The sequence below is a fragment of the Kitasatospora sp. NPDC015120 genome, assembly GCF_043080305.1.
In the GTDB taxonomy this organism is placed as follows: domain Bacteria; phylum Actinomycetota; class Actinomycetes; order Streptomycetales; family Streptomycetaceae; genus Kitasatospora.
In genome coordinates, this window is record NZ_JBIBVJ010000033.1 from 15824 (window position 1) to 34661 (window position 18838).

14 protein-coding genes are annotated in these 18838 nt (G+C 76.3%); 9 read left to right on the forward strand and 5 right to left on the reverse strand.

Annotation, left to right across the window (positions count from 1 at the left end):
• The first annotated feature begins 1 nt into the window (after window position 1).
• Window positions 2-1888: an HSP90 family protein gene (locus tag ACF1AK_RS35020; protein WP_391502872.1), complete on the forward strand. Its 1887-nt coding sequence runs from the start codon at window positions 2-4 to the stop codon at window positions 1886-1888.
• Window positions 1888-4923: a hypothetical protein gene (locus ACF1AK_RS35025; RefSeq protein WP_391502873.1), complete on the forward strand. Its 3036-nt coding sequence runs from the start codon at window positions 1888-1890 to the stop codon at window positions 4921-4923. The genes ACF1AK_RS35020 and ACF1AK_RS35025 overlap by 1 nt, the downstream gene beginning before the upstream one ends.
• A gap of 58 nt (window positions 4924-4981) precedes the next feature.
• On the opposite strand, the gene ACF1AK_RS35030 is transcribed toward ACF1AK_RS35025, so the two are convergent.
• The 3 genes from ACF1AK_RS35030 to ACF1AK_RS35040 form a co-directional block, all read right to left on the reverse strand.
• Complete coding sequence (locus tag ACF1AK_RS35030; protein ID WP_391502874.1) at window positions 4982-6274, reverse strand: chitinase; 1293 nt, start codon at window positions 6272-6274, stop codon at window positions 4982-4984.
• Between the two features lie 201 nt (window positions 6275-6475).
• Complete coding sequence (locus tag ACF1AK_RS35035; RefSeq protein WP_391502875.1) at window positions 6476-6823, reverse strand: hypothetical protein; 348 nt, start codon at window positions 6821-6823, stop codon at window positions 6476-6478.
• 723 nt (window positions 6824-7546) lie between these two features.
• Complete coding sequence (locus ACF1AK_RS35040) at window positions 7547-8512, reverse strand: LysR substrate-binding domain-containing protein (RefSeq protein WP_391502876.1); 966 nt, start codon at window positions 8510-8512, stop codon at window positions 7547-7549.
• A 112-nt stretch (window positions 8513-8624) separates the two neighbouring features.
• Between ACF1AK_RS35040 and ACF1AK_RS35045 the strand changes: the two genes are divergently transcribed.
• From ACF1AK_RS35045 to ACF1AK_RS35065, 5 genes are all read left to right on the forward strand, one after another.
• A complete protein-coding gene (locus ACF1AK_RS35045) occupies window positions 8625-9578 on the forward strand; it encodes a DMT family transporter (RefSeq protein WP_391502877.1) in 954 nt (317 codons plus the stop codon).
• Window positions 9579-9623: 45 nt separating this feature from the next.
• Entirely contained in the window at window positions 9624-10979 is a 1356-nt protein-coding gene (locus ACF1AK_RS35050) for a sensor histidine kinase (RefSeq protein ID WP_391502905.1), read from the forward strand.
• The gene (locus tag ACF1AK_RS35055; RefSeq protein WP_391502878.1) at window positions 10967-11632 is read left to right on the forward strand and encodes a response regulator; all 666 of its coding nucleotides are present in this window, start codon (window positions 10967-10969) and stop codon (window positions 11630-11632) included. The genes ACF1AK_RS35050 and ACF1AK_RS35055 overlap by 13 nt, the downstream gene beginning before the upstream one ends.
• A gap of 265 nt (window positions 11633-11897) precedes the next feature.
• Window positions 11898-12845, forward strand: coding sequence for an SPFH domain-containing protein (locus tag ACF1AK_RS35060; protein ID WP_391502879.1), 948 nt, complete (start codon window positions 11898-11900; stop codon window positions 12843-12845).
• Window positions 12846-12854: 9 nt separating this feature from the next.
• Complete coding sequence (locus ACF1AK_RS35065; protein WP_391502880.1) at window positions 12855-13136, forward strand: hypothetical protein; 282 nt, start codon at window positions 12855-12857, stop codon at window positions 13134-13136.
• 84 nt (window positions 13137-13220) lie between these two features.
• On the opposite strand, the gene ACF1AK_RS35070 is transcribed toward ACF1AK_RS35065, so the two are convergent.
• Both ACF1AK_RS35070 and ACF1AK_RS35075 read right to left on the reverse strand, forming a co-directional pair.
• Window positions 13221-14351, reverse strand: a complete 1131-nt coding sequence (locus ACF1AK_RS35070; protein ID WP_391502881.1) for a glycosyltransferase family 4 protein — start codon at window positions 14349-14351, stop codon at window positions 13221-13223.
• On the reverse strand, window positions 14348-15571 hold the full coding sequence (locus tag ACF1AK_RS35075; RefSeq protein ID WP_391502882.1) for a hypothetical protein: 1224 nt from the start codon (window positions 15569-15571) through the stop codon (window positions 14348-14350). Before ACF1AK_RS35075 ends, ACF1AK_RS35070 begins: the two co-directional genes overlap by 4 nt.
• Before the next feature lie 574 nt (window positions 15572-16145).
• Here ACF1AK_RS35075 and ACF1AK_RS35080 point away from each other — a divergent pair.
• Together ACF1AK_RS35080 and ACF1AK_RS35085 are read left to right on the forward strand one after the other, a co-directional pair.
• Window positions 16146-17192, forward strand: coding sequence for a GNAT family N-acetyltransferase (locus tag ACF1AK_RS35080; protein ID WP_391502883.1), 1047 nt, complete (start codon window positions 16146-16148; stop codon window positions 17190-17192).
• 119 nt (window positions 17193-17311) lie between these two features.
• A complete protein-coding gene (locus ACF1AK_RS35085) occupies window positions 17312-18808 on the forward strand; it encodes a pyridoxal-phosphate dependent enzyme (RefSeq protein WP_391502884.1) in 1497 nt (498 codons plus the stop codon).
• Window positions 18809-18838: the final 30 nt, after the last annotated feature.

An 18838-nucleotide genomic window follows, 5' to 3' on the forward strand; every position in this document is an offset into this window, starting at 1 on the left:
GGTGTCCCCATCCGAGAACCCGACGAGCGCGCACACCTTCCAGGTCGACCTGCGCGGCCTGGTCGACCTGCTCTCCCACCACCTCTACTCCAGCCCCCGGGTCTACCTGCGCGAACTGCTGCAGAACGCGGTCGACGCGATCTCCGCCCGGCAGGCCCTCGACCCGGCCGCGCCGGCCGCCATCACCGTCCGCGCCGACGGCGACCTCACGGTCACCGACACCGGCATCGGCCTGACCGAGCAGGACGTCCACACCTTCCTCGCCACTATCGGCCGCAGCTCCAAGCGGGACGCCGACGGCCGGATCGACGGCGCCGGGCTCGCCCGCGCCCGCGGCGACTTCATCGGCCAGTTCGGCATCGGCCTGCTCGCCTGCTTCGTGGTCGCCGACGAGATCACCGTCGTCACCCGCTCCGCCGCCACCCCCGACGCCCCCGTCATCGAGTGGCGCGGCAGCTCCGACGGCCGCTACACCATCCGCACCCTGCCCGCCGACGCCAAGCCCGAGCCCGGCACCACCGTGCGCCTCGCGCCGCGCTCCGACGCCGCCGAGTGGACCCGCGCCGACCGCGTGCTGAGCCTCGCCCGGGACTTCGGCAGCCTGCTGCGCCACGAGGTCACCGTGGTCGACGGCCGCGGCGACGCCACCCTCGTCAACCGGACGCCGCCGTGGGCCGCGCAGCACGGCTCCCCGCTGGCCCGCCGCGAGGCGCTGGCCGCGTACTGCCGCTCCACCTTCGACTTCACCCCGCTCGACACCATCGAGCTGGACCTGCCGCTGGTCGGCCTGCGTGGCGTGGCCTACGTGCTGCCCGAGGCCGTGCCGCCGTCGCGCCGGGCCGGTCACCGGGTGCACCTCAAGGGCATGCTGCTCTCCGACCACGCCGACGAACTCCTGCCCGACTGGGCGTTCTTCGTCCGCTGCGTGGTCGACACCGACGGCCTGCGGCCCACCGCCAGCCGCGAGGGCCTGTACGCCGACGAGACGCTCGCCGCCGTCCGCGACGCGCTCGGCGCCCGGATCCGGGACTGGCTCACCGGCCTGTCCGCCAGCGACCCGGCGCTGCTCCACCGGTTCCTCTCGGTGCACCACCTCGCCGTCAAGCAACTCGCTCGCTACGACGACGAGTTGCTGCGGATGCTGCTGCCCTGGCTGCCGTTCGAGACCACCGACGGCAATGTCACCCTGGACGAGTTCGCCCGCACCCACCCGGTGGTGCTGGTCACCCGGACCGTCGAGGAGTTCCGCCAGGTCGCCCCGATCGCCGGCGCCGCCGGGCTCGGCGTCGTCAACGGCGGCTACACCTACGACCGCGACCTCGTGCACCGGCTGCCCGAGATCCGCCCCGGCGCGTCGGTCGCGGACCTCGACCCGAGCACCGTCACCGCCCACCTCGACACCGTCGACCCGGCCGCCGAACTCGCCGCCTCGGCCTTCCTCGCCACCGCCCGCGAGGTGGTCGGCCGCTTCGACTGCGACGTCGCCCTGCGCAGCTTCCACCCGACCAGCGCGCCCGCCCTGCTGCTCGACAACCGGGAGGCCCGGCACGAGCGCACCCGCGCCCAACTCGCCGACGAGGCCGACGGGCTGTGGGCCGACATCCTCGGCTCGCTGCGCGCCGAGGTGCCCCGCGCGCAGCTCGTCCTCAACCACCTCAACCCGCTGGTCCGGCGGGCGGCCTCGATCGGCGACCGCGAACTCGCCGTCACCGCGGTGGAGACGCTCTACGGGCAGGCCGTGCTGCTCACCCGCCGGCCGCTCACCTCCAGCGAGAGCGCGCTGCTCAACCGCTCGTTCATCAGCCTGCTCGACCACGCGATGCTCGGGCACGAGGCGGCGTCCGGCGGCAACGGCGGCGCCGCCGGTTCCGGTTCGAAGGAGGCGTGATGCTGAGCAGCATCGACGCGGTGATGACCGCGCTGCGCGAGAACGACGCCCGCCCCTACGGGCGGCAGCGGACCGTCACCGCCGAGGAACTCGTCGACGCCGCCGAGCAGTTCGACGACACCGCGGTCCGCGCCATGGCCCTGCTCGAACTGATGGAGGCCTACGAGTACGACGGCGAGCGGAGCAAGTCCCCGGTCGTCTTCGCCCGCGTCCTCAAGCTCTGGGACAAGGACCCGGACGGCTTCGGCGAATGGGCGCAGCAGCAGGTGTTCTGGCGCTTCAAGTGGGTCTCCACCTCGCTGATGGGCACCCCCGACGTGCCGCTGGCCGCGATCCGCCGCTGGCACGAGGAGATGCGCAGCCGCTACCGCGCCGCCGGGCACGGCCTCCAGCCGTACTACGCCCAGCGCTTCCACCTCGCCTCGCACATCGGCGAGGACGTCCAGGACGCCTACGAGCTGTGGGCCGGCCGGCCGCGCACCGAGCTGAGTGACTGCCACGCCTGCGAGATCCGCGCCCGCGCCGTCCACCACCTGCGCCAGGGCGACGACGCGACGGCCCTGGACGTCTGGCGGCCGGTGCTCGACGGCGAGGCCACCTGTGCGGAGGAGCCCTACGTCAGCCACGCCCAGGCGCTGCTGCCGCTGCTGCGCCAGGGTCGGCTGGACGAAGCCCGTTCCAGCCACCTGGTCGGCTACCGCTTCGCGCGGGGCAAGAGCGGGCTGGCCCGTTCGGTCGGCCTGCACATCGAGTTCTGCGCGCTGTCCGGCAACGAGCCGCGCGGCCTGGAGCTGCTCGCCGAGAACCGTGACCTGTTCGGCGTCACCGGCGACCCGGTCAGCCGGCTGGACTTCCTGACCTGCGTCGAGGTGCTGATCGCCGCCCTCGCCCGGGCCGGGCACGGCGAGCTGGCCGTCAGCGGCCCGCCCGGTGCGAGCTGGACCGTGGACACCCTGCTCGCGCACGTGCGCGGGGAGGCGGACGCGCTGGCCGCCCGCTTCGACGCCCGCAACGGCACCGACGCGGTGAGCACCCGCCGGCGCGAGCGGCTGGCCGGCCGTCCGCTGCTGGCCGAGCCGCTCGCGCTCGGCGTGCGGGCCGCGGCCGCGCCGGAGCTGGCGGCCGTCCCGGTCGTCCCGGCGGTTCCGGCCCGGGAGGTGGAGCCGGAGCCGGAGGACTTCACCGCGCTGGTGCTGCGCGCCCGTGAGCTGCGGCTGGTCGGCCACCCGGACGCGGACCGGCTCTGGAAGGTGATCGACGAGCGCTTCACCGCCGCCGGGGGCTCGGTCGAGGACACGGAGGGCGGGCCGCAGGGGCTGCTCGACGCGGCGGCCGGGTCGCTCGGGCAGCTGCGTGCCGAGCTCGCCGAGCGGCGGGCGCACGAGGCGCTCGACCGCGGCGACTGGGAGGAGGGAGCCGCCCAACTGCTCGTCGCCGGCGGGCTGTTCAAGCGCGACGGGCTGCCCGGCCGGGCGCTGGCGGCCCGGACCAGGGCGCTGGTCGCCGAACTCGTCCGGGACGACGAGGGTGAGGGGGAGGGCGAGGACGGGGGCGCCGGTCCGGCCGTCGACTGGCCGGCCCTGGACGCCGCGCTGGCCCGCGCCGAGCAGCTGGCGGCCGCCGGGGCCGCCGGCGGCGCGCCGGGCATCTCGGACGACGACTACCTGATCGTCCTCCAGTGCCGCGCCTACGCCGCCCACCAGCAGCTGGTCCGGGCGCTGCCCGAGCCGCCGCAGCCGCCGCCCGCCGAGCGGGCCGCGCGCTTCGCCGCCACCGTCACCGCCTACCGTGAGGCAGCCGCCGCGCGCGGCTCCGTGCGGCGGCTGGCCGTGGCCCGCCAGTACGCCGCGGACGCCGCCGCCCGGCAGGGCCGGACCGTCGAGGCCGCGGCGGAACTGCGGGTCGTCATCGCCGAGTTGGAGCAGGGCGGGCAGCCCTGGCACACCCCGCGGGCGTACGGCCTGCTGGGGCAGGCGCTGCTGCAGGACGGCGAGCGGGCCGAGGCCGTCGAGGTGCTGCACCGCGCCCTGGCGGCGGCCGCCCGCTGGGCCGACGAGTCGTACCCGTTCGCCGCCACCTACCTGATGGTCGGGCACGCCAGTGCCCACCTCGGGGACACCGGCGGCGCGATCCGGGCGCTCTCCGAGGCGGCCTCCCGGTTCGACCGCATGGGCCCGGAGGCCGTCGAGGACGCGGCCCGGACCAGGCTCCAGCTCGCCGACCTGCTGACCGGGGCCGACCGGACCGCCGACGCGGTGGCCGTGCTGGAGTCGGTGCTGGCCGGCGCGGCGGCGGCACCGGCGGCTGCGGATCCGGCGGCTCCGGCGGCCGGCGCCCTGGACGAGCGGCTGCTCGCCCAGGCCCGGCTGGACCTGGCGCGCGGCCTGTTCGCGCTGGACGAGGACCGCGACGCCGCCGAGGAGTACCTGCGGCTCGCCGCCGTCCTGGAGGGCTGGACCGAGGACCTCCACCTGCGCACCATGGTCGCGTCGGAGGCGGCCGTGGCGCTGGTCCACGCCGACCGCTGGGAGGCCGCGCACGCCGCCCGCGCCCGGGCGCTGGCCGCCCACGAGCAGTGGCCGCAGCCGGGCCCGGTCTCCGCGATGCTGCGGCAGTTCGCCCGGATGACCGCGCAGAAGGACGGCCCGGACGGCGTGGAGCCGGCGCTCGCCCGGCTGGCGGAGGCGGACGCCGTGCGCGAGCGGCTGGAGCGCGAGGAGCCCGGGGCCGAGACCTGGTACCCGCGCGCCGCCGTCCACTACGAGCGGGCCCGGGTGTACGCGGTGGGCGCCCGCTACGAGGAGGCGCTGGCCGAGGCCGAGCGGGCGATCGCCGGTTACGAGGAGGGCGGCGAGCAGGCCGAGACGCCGCGGGCCGAGGCCGTGCGGCTGGCCGCGCTGATCGAGGGCACCGACCTGGGCCGCGTCGCGGCGGCCCGGGAGCGGCTCACCGTCGCCGTCGAGCGCTGCCGGGCGCACGGCATGGAGGAGGCGGCGTCGATCCTCGCCGAGCTGCGCGAGCGCCTGGCGCAGTGACGCCCGCGCACCCGGGCCGCGACCGGCGCGGCCCGGGTGCGGGCCGGGCGCGGGCGGTTCAGCAGGGGCCGTCGTCCGCCCAGACGCCCCACTGGCCGCTTGAGCCCGGATTCTCGTTCAGGGTCCACCACTTGGCGTGGTACTTGTGGCCCTGGTACGAGACCTTGGCGCCGCCGACGTACACCGTGCCCGCGTTCCACGGCGGGTCCGCACAGGCGCCCGGGCTGGTCGGGGGCGTGCTGGTCGGGGTCGCGGGCGGGGTGGTGGCCGGGGTGGTCGGCGGGGTCGCCCCGGCGAACCTCACCGTGAACTTGGTGAAGTCCCAGTCGTTCTGCGCCACGCTGGAGCAGGAGCCGGAGAGCCCCGGGTCGACCGGGCCCGGGCACTGGCGGTCCCGGTTGACCGACCAGTAGGTGTAGCGGGCCATCCGGTGCGCCAGCGCGAAGTCCAGCACCGTCTGGAAGTCCGCCTGCCGGAAGTACTCGGCGACGTCGGTGCGCCCGTTCATCTGCGACACGCCCTCGTGGGCATAGGCGTCCGCCTCCGACCAGCCGAAGGTGGTGCGCAGGATCTGGTTGAAGTTCACCAGCGCCGAGGTCTGCGCCGCCGCGCCGTTGAAGCCGCCGTCGAACGGCATGATGGAGAAGTTGTCGGGCGTGAAGCCCTGCGCCTTGGCCTCGTTGAGCATCTGCTGCCCGAACCAGCCGGTCCCGGCGGCGGTGCCGGCCGTGGTGACCGAGATGTACAGCCCCGGGTTGTCGCGCTGGAGGATGCGGGCCGCGCCGATCTCGTTGCGGATCGCGGCCGTGTTCTCGTACTCCGGCTCCTCCAGGTCGAAGTCGAGCGCCTTCAGCTGGTACCGGTCGACGACCTTCTGGTACGCCGCCGCGGTCGCCTCCGGCGTGCCGCAGGTCTGGCCGAGCTTGGTGCCGCCGTAGCCGCCGATGGAGACCGAGACGTCACCGCCCTTGCCGCGGACGGTCTGGATCACGGCCGGCATGGTGGTGTCGGTGTCGATCGGGGACGTCCCGCCCCAGGCCGGGACGCAGCCGCCCTTGGCCAGGATGAAGGCGAGCTGGAAGGCCTTCTGGCCGGTGGCGTCCATCACCGTGGAGACGTCCGGCGGGCTGTTGTCCTCGGGCATCAGGTACGGCGCGGAGGCGTACCAGTTGCTGCCGATGCCGCCGGGGGCGGCGGTGACGGCGGTGGCGGCCGTGGTGGTCGTCGCGCTCGCGGCGACCGCCACCAGCCCGCCCGCCAGCAGCCCGAACACCCCGGCCAGCGCGGCGGCGACGCGTCTGCGGGGCGGGGGTGCCGGTGCTTCCGGCGGTGGGGGAAGTGCACGTTCCATCGGGGTCAACCTCTCCAGGAAACGGCGGAGTTCGGCCCGCCCGCGCCGATGTGGGGGCGGCACGCCGGGCCCGGCGGAACCCCGCGCCGGGGCCGGGCCGCCACGAGGTCGTCACTGGTATAGACCTGTCACCGGCGACCGTCAACCGCCCCCGCCGCTGCTCCGCGTGCGATCCGGCCCGGATGCGACGGCAGCCGGCGGCTAAACCCATCCTTTGTCGAGATTGACCGTCCAGGTGTCTCCCACTGCCCTGCGCAGTTCGACCAGGACCGCCACGTCCGCGACAGCCGACGGGGCGTCGGACAGCCGCAACGGGCAGTCCGGGACGCTGGTGCGGGTGTAGACCGGCAGCTCGCCGTCGCAGCTGAAGGCGTGCAGCAAGGGGCGGTTCTCCTCGGCCCACGCAGCTGCGGCGTCGACACGATCCACGTGCGCGAGAAGCCGCTCAGGAGCGGGCCCACAACTGAACTGCACGAGGAAACCCTGAGCGTCCACCGCCCACCAGTCCCACAGGAATCCAGGCCGGGGATGCCGCAGCACCGTCGTCATGCCGTCACTGTACGAGGGACCATCGAAGCTGAGCCGAAGTAGGCCACCTCGACTTCTGGATCCGCGCCGCGCTCCTCCCGGCGCCCATCTATGCGCGTAGATTAGCTCGGGGTGCCAGCCACTGGAGTGGGAAGTCGGCGGGTCCGACTTCTGGAGCCGTGCCGCGTTCCCCCTCGGCGGCCACGTGCGCGCCCAGAGGGGCGTGGAAAGTCGGCTGGCCCGACTTTTGGGGCTGGAGCGAGGCGCGGGGTCGCATCTACCCGCGTAGATGAGTGCTCCGCCCACGGTGGGGGAGTGGGAAGTCGGCGGGTCCGACTTTTGGGGCTGGAGTGGGTGCGGGGTCGCGTCTACCCGCGTAGATATGCGCCCCGGCCGGGGTGGCGAAGTGGGAAGTCGGCCTGGCCGACTTCTGGATCCGCGACGTGTTCCGCAAGGCATTATCTATGCGCGTAGATTGGCCGCAGGTGGCTAGCCGGTGGAGTGGGAAGTCGGCGGGGCCGACTTCTGGATCCATGGCGTGTTCCGCCTGGCATCATCTATGCGCGTAGATTTGAGGGGGAGTGGCGGGGCGATGGAGCGGGAAGTCGGCGGGGCCGACTTTTGGGTCCGTGTCGGGTTCAGCCTCGGCGGCCATGCGTGCAGAAGGGGGTGTGGGGGTGGGGTGGGGGAGTGGGAAGTCGGTGGGGCCGACTTTTGGGGCTGGGGTGAGGCGTGGGGTTGTGCCTACTCGCGTAGATTGCTGCTCTGGCCGGGGTGGGGGAGTGGGGAGTCGGCGGGGTCGACTTTTGGGGCCGGTTGTGGCTGTGGTGTGGGGGCTCCGTGGGTGGCGCGGACGGCTGTGAGGAGGCCGGTCACGGTGGGGGGCCAGGGGCGGGTGGCGGGGCCGGTGAGGGTGAGGGTGCGGTGGGCGGGCGGGTGGATGGGGACGAGGACGCACTCCGCCGGGAGCATGGGTTGTGCCAGGGCCGGCATCACCGACACGCCCACGCCCGCGTGCACCATGCCGATCAGGGTGTTGAGGTCCCGGATCCGGTGGCGTGGGGCGAAGCGGACGCCGGCCCGGCGGTAGGCGTCCCGGATGTGCCGCTCGCAGCCGCCCTCGGAGAGCAGGAAGTCGTCATCCTCCAGGTCGGCCACGTCGACGGCCGGTTCGCCCGCGAGCGGGTGGTCGCGGCGCAGCAGCGCGTGCATGGAGTCCGCGCCGAGCGCGACCGCCCCCGGCGGCACCGGATCCGCGTCCACCAGGACGGCCGCGTCCACGGTGCCGGACTCCAGCCAGACGCCCAGTTCGTCGTCCTCCCCCTCGAACACCCGGACTGCCAGCCGGGGGTGCTCGGTCCGCCAGTCGCGCAGCAGGCCGGGCAGCAGCCCCTGGCAGACGGTGGTCGGCGCGGCCAGCCGGACGGTTCCGGTCAGGCCGCCCGAGTGGTGGGCGGCGATCGTCCGGACGGCGGTGGCGGAGGCGACCGCCGTGCGGGCGTGCGGCAGGATCCGCTCGCCGAGCGGGGTCGGCCGGGCGGGTGAGCCCCGGTGCAGGACGGGAGCGCCGAGCACCCGCTCCAGCGCGGCGACCGCGTGCGAGACCGCCGACTGGCTCACGCCCAGCCCGGCCGCCGCCGCCCCGAAGCCGCCTGCGTCCGCCACCGCGACCAGCGCCCTGAGCTGGGCGAGGTTCACCTCCGAGCTCATGAGACCTCCTCATCCGGGCTGCACGGCCACTTGTTGGACTCATGATCGGCCGACCCGTCACCCTCTGTCCATCGACGAACGGTGCGGTGCGCACGGGAGAGGCGGGTGGCCGGTGACGGGACGGCGCTGGTGGCCGGGGTTCGTGGCCCTGTCGGCGATCTGGGGGGCGAGCTTCGCCCTGATCAAGGTGGCGGTGGACGCGGGGGTGCCTCCCGTGTGGGTGGCGGCGTGGCGCTGTCTGCTCGGCGCGGCCGCGCTCTGGGCGGTCCTCGCCGCCCGCCGCGAGGCCGCGCCGCGCGACCTCGCCACCTGGGGCCACTGCGCCCTGGTCGCGCTGCTGCTGAACGCGGTGCCGTTCGTGCTGTTCTCCTACGGCGAGACCCGGGTCAGCTCGGTGCTCGCCGGGGTGGTGAACGCGACCACCCCGCTGTTCACCCTGCTCTTCGCGCTGGTCGCGGTGCCGGGGGAGGCGCGCCCGGGGCGGCGCCGGATCGCCGGGCTCGTCCTCGGGTTCGCCGGGGTGCTCACCGTGCTGGGCGTGTGGCGCGGGTTCGGCGCCGCGTCCGGGACCGGGGCACCGGCCGGCGGCCTCGCCTGTCTGGCGGCGACCTGCTGCTACGGCGCCGGCTTCGCCTACCTGCGCCGTCACCTCTCCGCCCGGCCGCACTCGGCGGCAGCCCTGTCGGCCGCCCAGATCACCGGCGCCGCCGTGGAACTGGCCGTCGCCGCCCCGCTCGCCGTCGGCGTCCCGCACTGGCCCGGTGCCGGGGCCGCCGCCGCCCTGCTGGTGCTCGGCGCGCTCGGCACCGGCGTCGCCTACGTCCTCAACCTCGACCTGGTCCGCACCGCCGGCACGGCCGTGGCCGCCGCCGTCACCTATGCGACCCCGCTCTGGTCGACGGCGCTCGGCGCGCTGCTGCTCGCCGAACCCGTCGGCTGGAACACCGTGGCCGGCGGCCTCGCCGTGATCGCCGCCGTCGCGCTCACCCGGCAGCCGCCCGCCGCGCCCGGCAGCGGGGTGCGGACCGGCCGCCGGGGCCGGAGGGAGCGTCAGCCGGTCGGTTAGGGTGGGCCGGTGAGCACGGGGCGGGAGGCGGACGGGGGCGCCGACATGGCGGGCGCGGCCGGTGCGCCGCCGTCCTCGCCCACCGTCGCCGTCCAGGCCGCGCTGCGCGCCCGCCCGCTGCGCTTCCCGTTCACCCGTGACGCGTTGCGCTGCTGGGCCTATCTGGTCGGCGGCGCACCGCTCGGGCTGCTGGTGGTCGTCCTGCTGGCCGTCCTCGCGGTGCTCGGCCTCGGGCTCGCGGTCGTCGGGATCGGTCTGCCGCTGCTCCTGGCGCTCGCCCTCTCCGGCCTGCCGGCCGGCGCCCTGGAACGCCGCCGGCTGCGGCTCGTGGAACCCCTGCCGGTGCCCGACCCGCACCGCCCGCTGCCCGGGGCCGGCCGCCGCGCCCGGCTGCGGACCCGGCTGCGCGAGCAAGCGACCTGGCGCGAACTGGCCCACACCCTGCTCGTCGGCCCGCCGCTGACCGCCGCCGGGTTCGGCCTGATCGCCCTGCTGGTGTTCTCCGGGGCCCTGGTCGTCAGCCCCGTCGTGGTCTGGGCGATGGCGCCGGAGAGCGTCATGCTGATCCCCGGCCACGTCGTCCCGGGACCGCTGCACGCCCTGCCCGCCACCGCCGTCGGCCTGGCCGGGCTGTTCCTCGGCGGCTACGCCGCGGCGCTGCTCACCACCGTCCACGTCCGGCTGGCCCGGCTGCTGCTCGGCCCCCGCGAGGAGGGCCTCGGGCGCCAGGTCGTCGAACTGACCCGCTCCCGGGCCCGGTTGGTCGACGCCTTCGAGGCGGAGCGCCGCCGCATCGAACGCGACCTGCACGACGGCGCCCAGCAGCAGCTCGTCGCCCTCACCATGACCCTCGGCCTCGCCGCCCACGAGCTGCGCGAGCGCGCCGCCGCCCCGGGCGCGGGCGGCGCGGGCGCCGCGGACGCCGCCGGGGACCCGGTGCTCGACCTCGTCGACCGGGCGCGCGGCGAGGCCCGGCAGGCGCTGGAGCAACTGCGCGGCCTGGTCCGCGGCATCCATCCCCAGGTGCTCACCGACCACGGGCTGGCCGCCGCCGTCGCCGAGGTCGCGCTGCGCCACCCGGTCCCCGTCGAGGTCGACCTCGACCTGCCCGGACGGCTGCCCGGCCCGGTCGAGTCCACCGCCTACTTCACCGTCACCGAGGCGCTCACCAACGCCGCCAAGCACAGCGGCGCCACCGCCGTCACCGTCCACGGGCGGGTCGAGGGCGACCGGCTGGTGCTCCAGGTGACCGACGACGGCCGCGGCGGGGCCGACCCGGCCGCCGGGGCGGGACTCCAGGGACTGGCCGACCGGGTGGCGATCCTGAGAGGACGACTGATGGTGACGAGTCCGACCGGCGGGCCGACCAGGCTCCGGCTGGAGGTGCCGTGCTCCGGCTAGTCATCGCCGAGGACGCCGTGCTGCTCCGGGCCGGGCTGGTCGAACTGCTCACCCGGGGCGGCCACGAGGTGGTCGCGGCGGTCGGGGACGCGGACGCCCTGGCCGCCGCCGTGGACGCGGACCGCCCGGACGTCGTCGTCACCGACGTCCGGATGCCGCCCGGCTTCCGGGACGAGGGGCTGCGCGCCGCCCTCGACCTGCGCGAGCGCCACCCCGGTCTGCCCGTCCTCGTCCTCTCCCAGTACGTGGCCACCCCGTACGCGACCCGGTTGCTCGGTGCGGCGGGCGCCCAGCGGGCCGGGCTCGGCTACCTGCTGAAGGACCGGGTGGGCGAGGTGTCGGAGTTCCTGGACGCGCTGCGCCGGGTGGCGGCCGGGCAGACGGTGATCGACCCGGAGGTGGTGCGGGTGCTGCTGCGGCAGCAGTCCGCCGACCGTCCGATCGCCCGGCTCACCCCGCGCGAGCGCGAGGTGCTGGGGCTGATGGCGGAGGGCCTCAACAACCAGACGGTCGGCGCCCGGCTGAGCATCACCGAGGCGTCCGTGGTGAAGCACTGCGGGAACATCTTCATGAAGCTGGACCTCGACCCGGTCGAGGGCAACCGGCGCGTCCTCGCCGTGCTCGCCCACCTCGCCGACCTGCGCGGCGAGTAGCCGGGACGCCGCCGGCGGGGCGGTCGGCGCCGCCGCCGGTCTCGCGGGCCGGGGCCTGACAGCGGCGAGTCGGCCGGCCTGCCGCCCCGTCGACCGCGGCCACCCGCCCTGCCCTGCCGCCCCGCCCTGCCGCCCTGTCTCTCGGCCCTGCCGCCTCCCCGCCGAGCGCTGCCGGGCGTCGGGGAATGGCATGGTGGCGCCGATGAGTGATTAAGTGATATCACTTTGATATCGGATGCCGATGCTCGCCGAAGGAGTCGCCCCCATGACCACGCAGCGTTTCCCCGCCGAGGACGGCCTCGTTCTGGACCTTCCGGCCCCCGCGGTCACCGAGCGGACGATCACCGGGCGGGCCGGCCTGGCGATGCTCGGCGCGAGCCTGTTCGGACTGATCGCCGGAGTCGGGGCCTCCGTCGCGGGTGGCGTCCAACTGTCCGACGGCGGAAAGGGCCTGGGGATCGCCCTGCTGGTCGCCGGACCGCTGCTGACGCTCGGCTCGCTGCTGGCGACCTTCGGCCTGACGGTGGTCTCGCCCGGTGAGGCCCGGGTCGTCCAGCTGCTCGGGCGCTACCGGGGCACCGTCCGCGAGGCCGGCCTGACCTGGCTGAACCCGTTCACCACCCGGCAGCGGATCTCCACCCGGATCCGCAACCACGAGACCGAGACCACCAAGGTCAACGACGCGGACGGCAACCCGATCGAGATGGCCGCCGTCGTGGTCTGGCAGGTCGAGGACACCGCGATGGCGGTGTTCGAGGTGGACGACTACGCCGACTTCGTCGCCATCCAGACCGAGACGGCCGTGCGGCACATCGCCACCAGCTACCCGTACGACGCCCACCAGGAAGGGCAGTTGTCGCTGCGTGACGGTGCGGAGGAGGTCGCCCGCAAGCTCTCCGCGGAGATCGCCGCCCGCGTCGCCTCGGCCGGTGTGCGCGTCGTGGAATCCCGGATCACCCGGCTCGCGTATGCTCCGGAGGTCGCGCAGGTGATGCTCCAGCGCCAGCAGGCCGGGGCCGTGGTCGCGGCACGCCGGCTGATCGTCGAGGGCGCCGTCGGCATGGTCGAGGAGGCGCTGGACCGGCTCGCCGAACGCGATGTCGTGGACCTGGACGAGGAGCGGAAGGCCGCCATGGTGAGCAACCTCCTGGTGGTGCTCTGCGGCGACCGCGGCACCCAGCCCGTCGTGAACACGGGCTCCCTCTACCAGTAAGGCGAGGCCTTGGCGACGGAACGGAAGAAGCTCCTGTTGCGACTGGACCCTTCAGTTCACGACGCGCTCGCCCGCTGGGCCGCGGACGACCTGCGCAGCACCAACGCGCAGATCGAGTTCCTGCTCCGCCGGGCCCTCGCCGACGCGGGCCGGATGCCCGGCGGCGCCGCCCGGATCCCCCGCCGCGGCCGTCCGCCGAAGCAGGGCCCGGCCCCGGACGCCGCCCCCGCCCCCGGGGACCCGGCCGGGGACGGGGAGCCCGCGGAGCCGGGCGGTTCCGGCCGGGACTGACCGCCGCGACTGACCGTCGGGCCTGACCGCCGGGGCCGGGGACGGCGAGGCGACGGCCGGGGCGGGCGCGGGGGTGGCGCGGCGTCAACGGCGGGCGGGGGCAGGGCTCTCCGTGAGGAGCGCGGTCAGGCGGTGGGCGGTGGTGTCCCAGGACCACTCGGTGCGCACCCAGTCGCGGCCGGCGGCGGCCATGCGGGCGCGGTCGGGGGCGGGGGCCCGGAGGAGGCGGATGATCGCGGCGGCGACGGCGGACGGGTCGCGGCCGTCGACGACGGTGCCGTTGACGCCGTCGAGGACGGCGTCCGGGGCGCCGCCGGAGCGGCCGACGACGACGGGCAGGCCGGCGGCGGCCGCCTCCAGGAAGACGATGCCGAGACCCTCCGCCTCCAGCCCGGCCCGGCGGGTGCGGCAGGGCATCGCGAAGACGTCGGCGTCGGCGTAGGCGGCCGGGGTGTCGGCGTGGTCACGGCCACCGGCGAAGCGGACCGAGCCGGGTGCGGTGAGCCGGCGGGCGAGGCCCCGCAGGCGGCGTTCGTCCGGGCCCCGGCCGACCAGGACGAGGACGGCGCCCGGCACGCTGCGCCGGATCAGCGGGAGCGCCCGGATCAGGGTGTCCTGGCCCTTGCGGGGGACGAGCCGCGCCACGCAGAGGATCACCGGTGCCTGCGGGCCGGCCTCCCGGGGCCGGGGGCGGAACAGGTCGGTGTCGACGCCGGGGACGAGGCGTTCGAGGCGGGCCGCGGGGCCGAGCGCGGGGGCGATCCGGTCGCGGGTGTGGGGGCCGAGGTAGGTGACGACGTCGACGCTGTCGCCGATCCGCCGCAGCAGGCGCCGGGCGAGGGGGGTGCGGGCCCACCAGATCTCGTGGCCGTGCGTGGTGGCGACGGTCCGCCGGATGCCGGGGGCCAGCCGCCGCAGGGCCGGGGTCATCGCGGCGAGCGGGGCGGCGGCGCCGAACCAGACCCGGTCGCAGCCGTGGGCCCGGGCGAGTTCGGCGGCCCGGCGGGTCACCCGGGGGGTGGGGAGCAGCATCCTCGACCGGTCGCGGACCACCGGGAACGGGAGCGCGGCGTCATGGCGGGCGGCGCCCGGCTCGTCGGAGGTGTAGACGACGACCTCCTCGGCGGGCAGCCGGGTGGCCACGGCGTGGACGAAGGTCTCGATGCCGCCCTGCCGGGGCGGGAAGTCATTGGTGACGATGAGCGTGCCGGTCATGGGACGGGGACCACCTGGGGAGTGCGGGGGCGGGGGGCGGCGGCCGGGGCGGACCGCGGGAGGGGGCGGCGCGGCGGCCGCGGGAGCCGGGTGAGGCGGGGGAGCAGGGCCAGCACGGCGGGCAGGGCGAGGTAGCCGTAGCGGCCGGCGGGGGCGAGCAGGAACGCCAGGGCGAGGCCGAGGGCGAGCCGGTCGGCGGCGGCGACGGTGTCCCGGGGCGGGTGCCGGACGAGGGACGCGGCGACGGCGAGCCCGGCGAGCAGCAGCAGGGCGAGCGCCGCGCACCAGCCGCCGGGGCCGAGCTCGGCGAGCAGCCGGCCGGGCAGCGGACTGCTCGCCGGGGTGGGCAACTCGCCGCGGCCGGTGGGGAACGCGAACACCTGCTCCACCAGCGGTCCCGGTGCGCGCAGTGCCCAGGGCAGGACGAGCGCGGCCGTGCCGGCGACGGCGGTGGCCAACGCCCGCAGGGCCGGTCGGCGCCCGGCGGTGGCGGCGAGCAGGGCGACGACGACGGCGACCGCGGGCCAGGCCGTCCACTTGAGCGCGCAGGCCAGCGCGAGGGCCGACCCGGCGGCGACCGGGCGGGCCCGGCCGGCCAGGGTGAGCGCGAGCACGCAGAGACCGGTCAGCGGCAGGTCGACCCCGCTGACGCAGAGCGGCAGCGCGACCAGGGGCGAGGCGACGAGCGCGGCCACCGCGGGTACGGGCACGTTCGGGCTGCCCTTGGCCTCGCGCACGGCCTCGCGCACGGCCTCGCGCACGGCGTGCGCGTGGGTGTGCGCGAGTGTGTGCGTGGCCGCGGCGGTGTGCCGCGGCGGCCGGCCGGCGGCGGCCAGGCAGCCGAGGAACACGGCGGCGCACCACAGCCGGGCGTCACCGGCCAGCCGGGCCGGCCACCCGTCCGCGCCGCCCCGCAGGGCTCCGGGCAGAGCGCCGGACAGGGTGTCCGGCAAGGTGTCCGGCAGGGCGGCGAGGAGGGCGTGCGGCAGCCCGAACAGTGCCATCCCGGGCAGGTAGGGGGTGTACTCGGCGACCGTCCGAGGCTCGGCCAGGTACGGCGTCCCGTGTCGGAGCACCAGCTCGCCCGACCGTTCGATGACGGCGACCTCGCTCTGCCCCTGCCCGGCCGCGACCAGGACGAGCAGCGGGACGAGGACCGCACCGGTCAGCGCGACCGCCACCGATCCGGCGCGCGCCCACCGCTGCGGCAGGGTGAGCACGGCGACCGCCGCCGCCAGGTACCCGGCGGCCGCGATCAGCCCCCAACTCCGGTGCGGTCCCAGCCCGGAGGCGAGCGGGAACGCCCCCGCCCACGCGGCCGCGGCCAGCCACCCGCCACACCACAGCGCCCTCCGCCCGCCGGGTGGGCGGGGCGGACCGGAGGAACCCGGTGGACGGGGGACGCGGTGGACACGGCCGGGCCGGGGCGGACGGCCGCGACGGGAGGCGGAACCGGGACGGGAAGCGGGGCCGGGCCGGGGACCGGGGCCGGGGCCGGGATCGGCCGGACGGGGGGTACGGATGCGGTGAATCAGCACCACTTCATTGCAGCGGCGCAGGTCGGCGAGGTCATGACGGTCAGGTCGAGTCCTCTGGTCGGGTTTCCCCTACCACCGGGCGGGCGGCCGGGGCGGCCCGCGCGTCCGGAGGAACGCGGCGTGGCTGCGGTCGCGGTGCATCGGAGTGGGCTCCTCCCCCTCGATCGGATTCCCGGACAAGGGAATTCGTATCCGATCTCACGTTCGGTGTCCACCGAATTACATTCGGTGCCGGTTGCTCGCTATCGTGGACCGCGTGGTGAGGTCCTGGGATGCGGCGGTCGGACGGGCGCAGGAACGGTTGGCGACCGCGCCCGGAGTGCGGGCGGCGGGGGCGGAGGAAGGGCGCGGCTTCGCGCTCTGGGACCTCGCCTCCTGCGCCGAGGGGGAGTTGGGCGAGTGCGTCGACCCGGAGGCGATCGGCCCGGCCGCGGAGCGCCGGCTGCGCGAGCGCCTCGGTGAGTGCGGCCGCGAGTGGCCCGGCGGCGAGCTGTACCGGCGGCGGTACTGGCTGCTGGACGGCGGCGCCGACGCCGAGCGGGCCGAGCCCGTCGGCACCGTCGCCGTCGACAACTGGACCAGGGGACCGGGCCAGTTGGCCGTCTCCTCGCTCTACCTCCGCCCCTCGGCGCGCGGCCGCGGCCTGGCGGCGGCCGCCCTCGACGAGGTCTACCGGGCCGCCACCGCCGAGGGCCTGCCCGGCTACCGGCTGGAGGCGCGCTGGACCTGGCAGCACGCCGTCCGCTACTACCTGCGCCGCGGGCTGTGGGTGGTCTCCTGGAAGCACGCCATCGGCTTCGCCCGGGTGCGCCGGCTCCCGCCCTACCGCGTCCGGGAGGAGGACGGCCGCCTGGTGCTGCTGGTCGCCGACCGCCCGTCCCCCGGACCCGACGAGCCCGACGGACCCGACGAGCCCGGCGCGCCCGATGGACCCGACGCGCCCGGCTGGACGCCGCTGCTCGCCGCCGGGAGCGAACGGGGCCGGCTGCGCCTGGACGAGACCGCCGCCTACCGGCAGGCCGACGGCTGGGTGCACGACTACGCCCGCTCGACGCTCGCGCTGCACCTCGCGCTCGCCGGCCGTCCGCTGGTGCGCGGTCCGCAGTGGTGGGCGGAGGCCTGGCGCTGGGCGGACATCGGCGAACCGGAGGGACTCGCCCACCGGATCGGCCGGTTCGAGGAGTCCGCCCGCGCCCGGGGCCGGACGGTGACCACCCCGTACCGCCCCCCGGCCCTCCCGGGCGTGCCCCGGCCGGCGGAGGAGCCGCGCCCGAACGCGCCCGCCCCGCCGCCCGCCGGATGAGGCGCAGGACGCGGCCCGGTGAGGCGCAGGACACGGCCTACCCGCCCGCCGCGCCGGGAAGGCTCCGCCGGACGCACGCGTCGACACCGCCCGCAGCAACCCGAGTTGAGGAGCCCGCCATGCCCCCCAGGCCCGCCGTGCACGAGTCCGTCCTCGACGCGATCGGCGGAACACCGCTGTTCCGCCTCGCCCGGCTCGGCGCCGGTCTCGCCGCCCCGGTCTACGCGAAGGCCGAGTTCCTGAGCATCGGCGGCAGCGTCAAGGACCGCGCCGCGCTCTCGATGGTGCTGGCCGCCGAACGGGACGGCCTGCTGGCCCCCGGCGGCACGATCGTGGAGGCGACCTCGGGCAACACCGGCATCGGCCTGGCCATCGTCGGCCGCCGGCGCGGGTACCGGGTGATCGCGGGCGTGGCCGACCGGGCCGCGCCGGAGAAGTCGGACATCCTGCGCGCGTACGGCGCGGAGGTGGTGCTCGCGCCGACCGCCGTACCGCTGGAGGACCCTTCGCACCTGTTCAACGTCGTCCGCCGGCTCGCCGAGGAGATCCCCGGGGCCTGGCTCGCCGACCAGTACGACAACCAGGCCAATCCCGACGCCCATCTCCGGACCACCGGCCCCGAGATCTGGGAGCAGACCGGCGGCCGGGTGACCCACTTCGTCGCGGGCGTCGGCACCGGAGGCACCATCACCGGCACCGGCCACCACCTGAAGGAGGTCTCCGGCGGCAGGGTCACGGTGATCGGCGCCGACCCCGAGAGCTCGGTCTACGGCGGCGGGGACGGCAGCGCGTACTACGTCGAGAGCATCGGCCACTTCATCCACCCCGACACCGTCGAGGACCGCTGGCCGCAGGCCTACCGGAAGGACGTCGCGGACGCCTTCGAGCGCATCCCGGACCGCGAGTCGCTGCTGACGGCGCGCCGGCTCGCCCGGGAGGAGGGCATCCTGGCCGGGCCGTCGTCCGGCACGGCGGTGGCGGCCGCGCTGCGGGTGGCGCGCCGGCTGGGGCCGGAGGACCTGGTCGTGGTGCTGCTGCCGGACTCGGGCCGCTCCTACCTCTCCAAGGTGCACAGCGACGCCTGGATGCGGCAGTGGGGCTTCCTGGAGGAGGGGCCCGAGGGGGAGGACACGGGGGAGAGCGGCGGGAGGAGCACGGAGGACGGCCTCCCGGCGGCTGCGGCGGACCTGCCCGGACCGGCGGGCCCGCGGCCGCTGCCCGGACCCTCGGGCCTGCGGCCGCTGCTCGACGGCGCCGGGCCGCTGGTCACGGTCGACGCCGGCACGACCGTCGGCGAGGCGGTGCGCAGGCTGCACGGCGTGCCGGGCGGCATCGCCCCGGCGGTGCTCGCGCGGGCGGCGCGCCCGTACGGGGTGAGCGCGGTGGAGGTGGTCGGCTCGGTGTCCCGCGAGGTGCTGGCGGCGGCGCTCGCGGACGGCTCCGCCGAGCCGGACGCCCCGCTGGGCGCCCTGCTCGGACCGGCGCTCCCGGCGGTGGGCGTCGGGCAGTCGGTGACGGAGGCCCGGGCCGCGCTCGGTGCGGCGCACCCGGGCGTGCTGGTGCTGGTGGACGGCCGGGCCGCCGGGGTGCTGCCGCGGTCGGCCCTCACCGCCTAGGGCGGGCGCCCGCCACCCCGGGCGCACCGT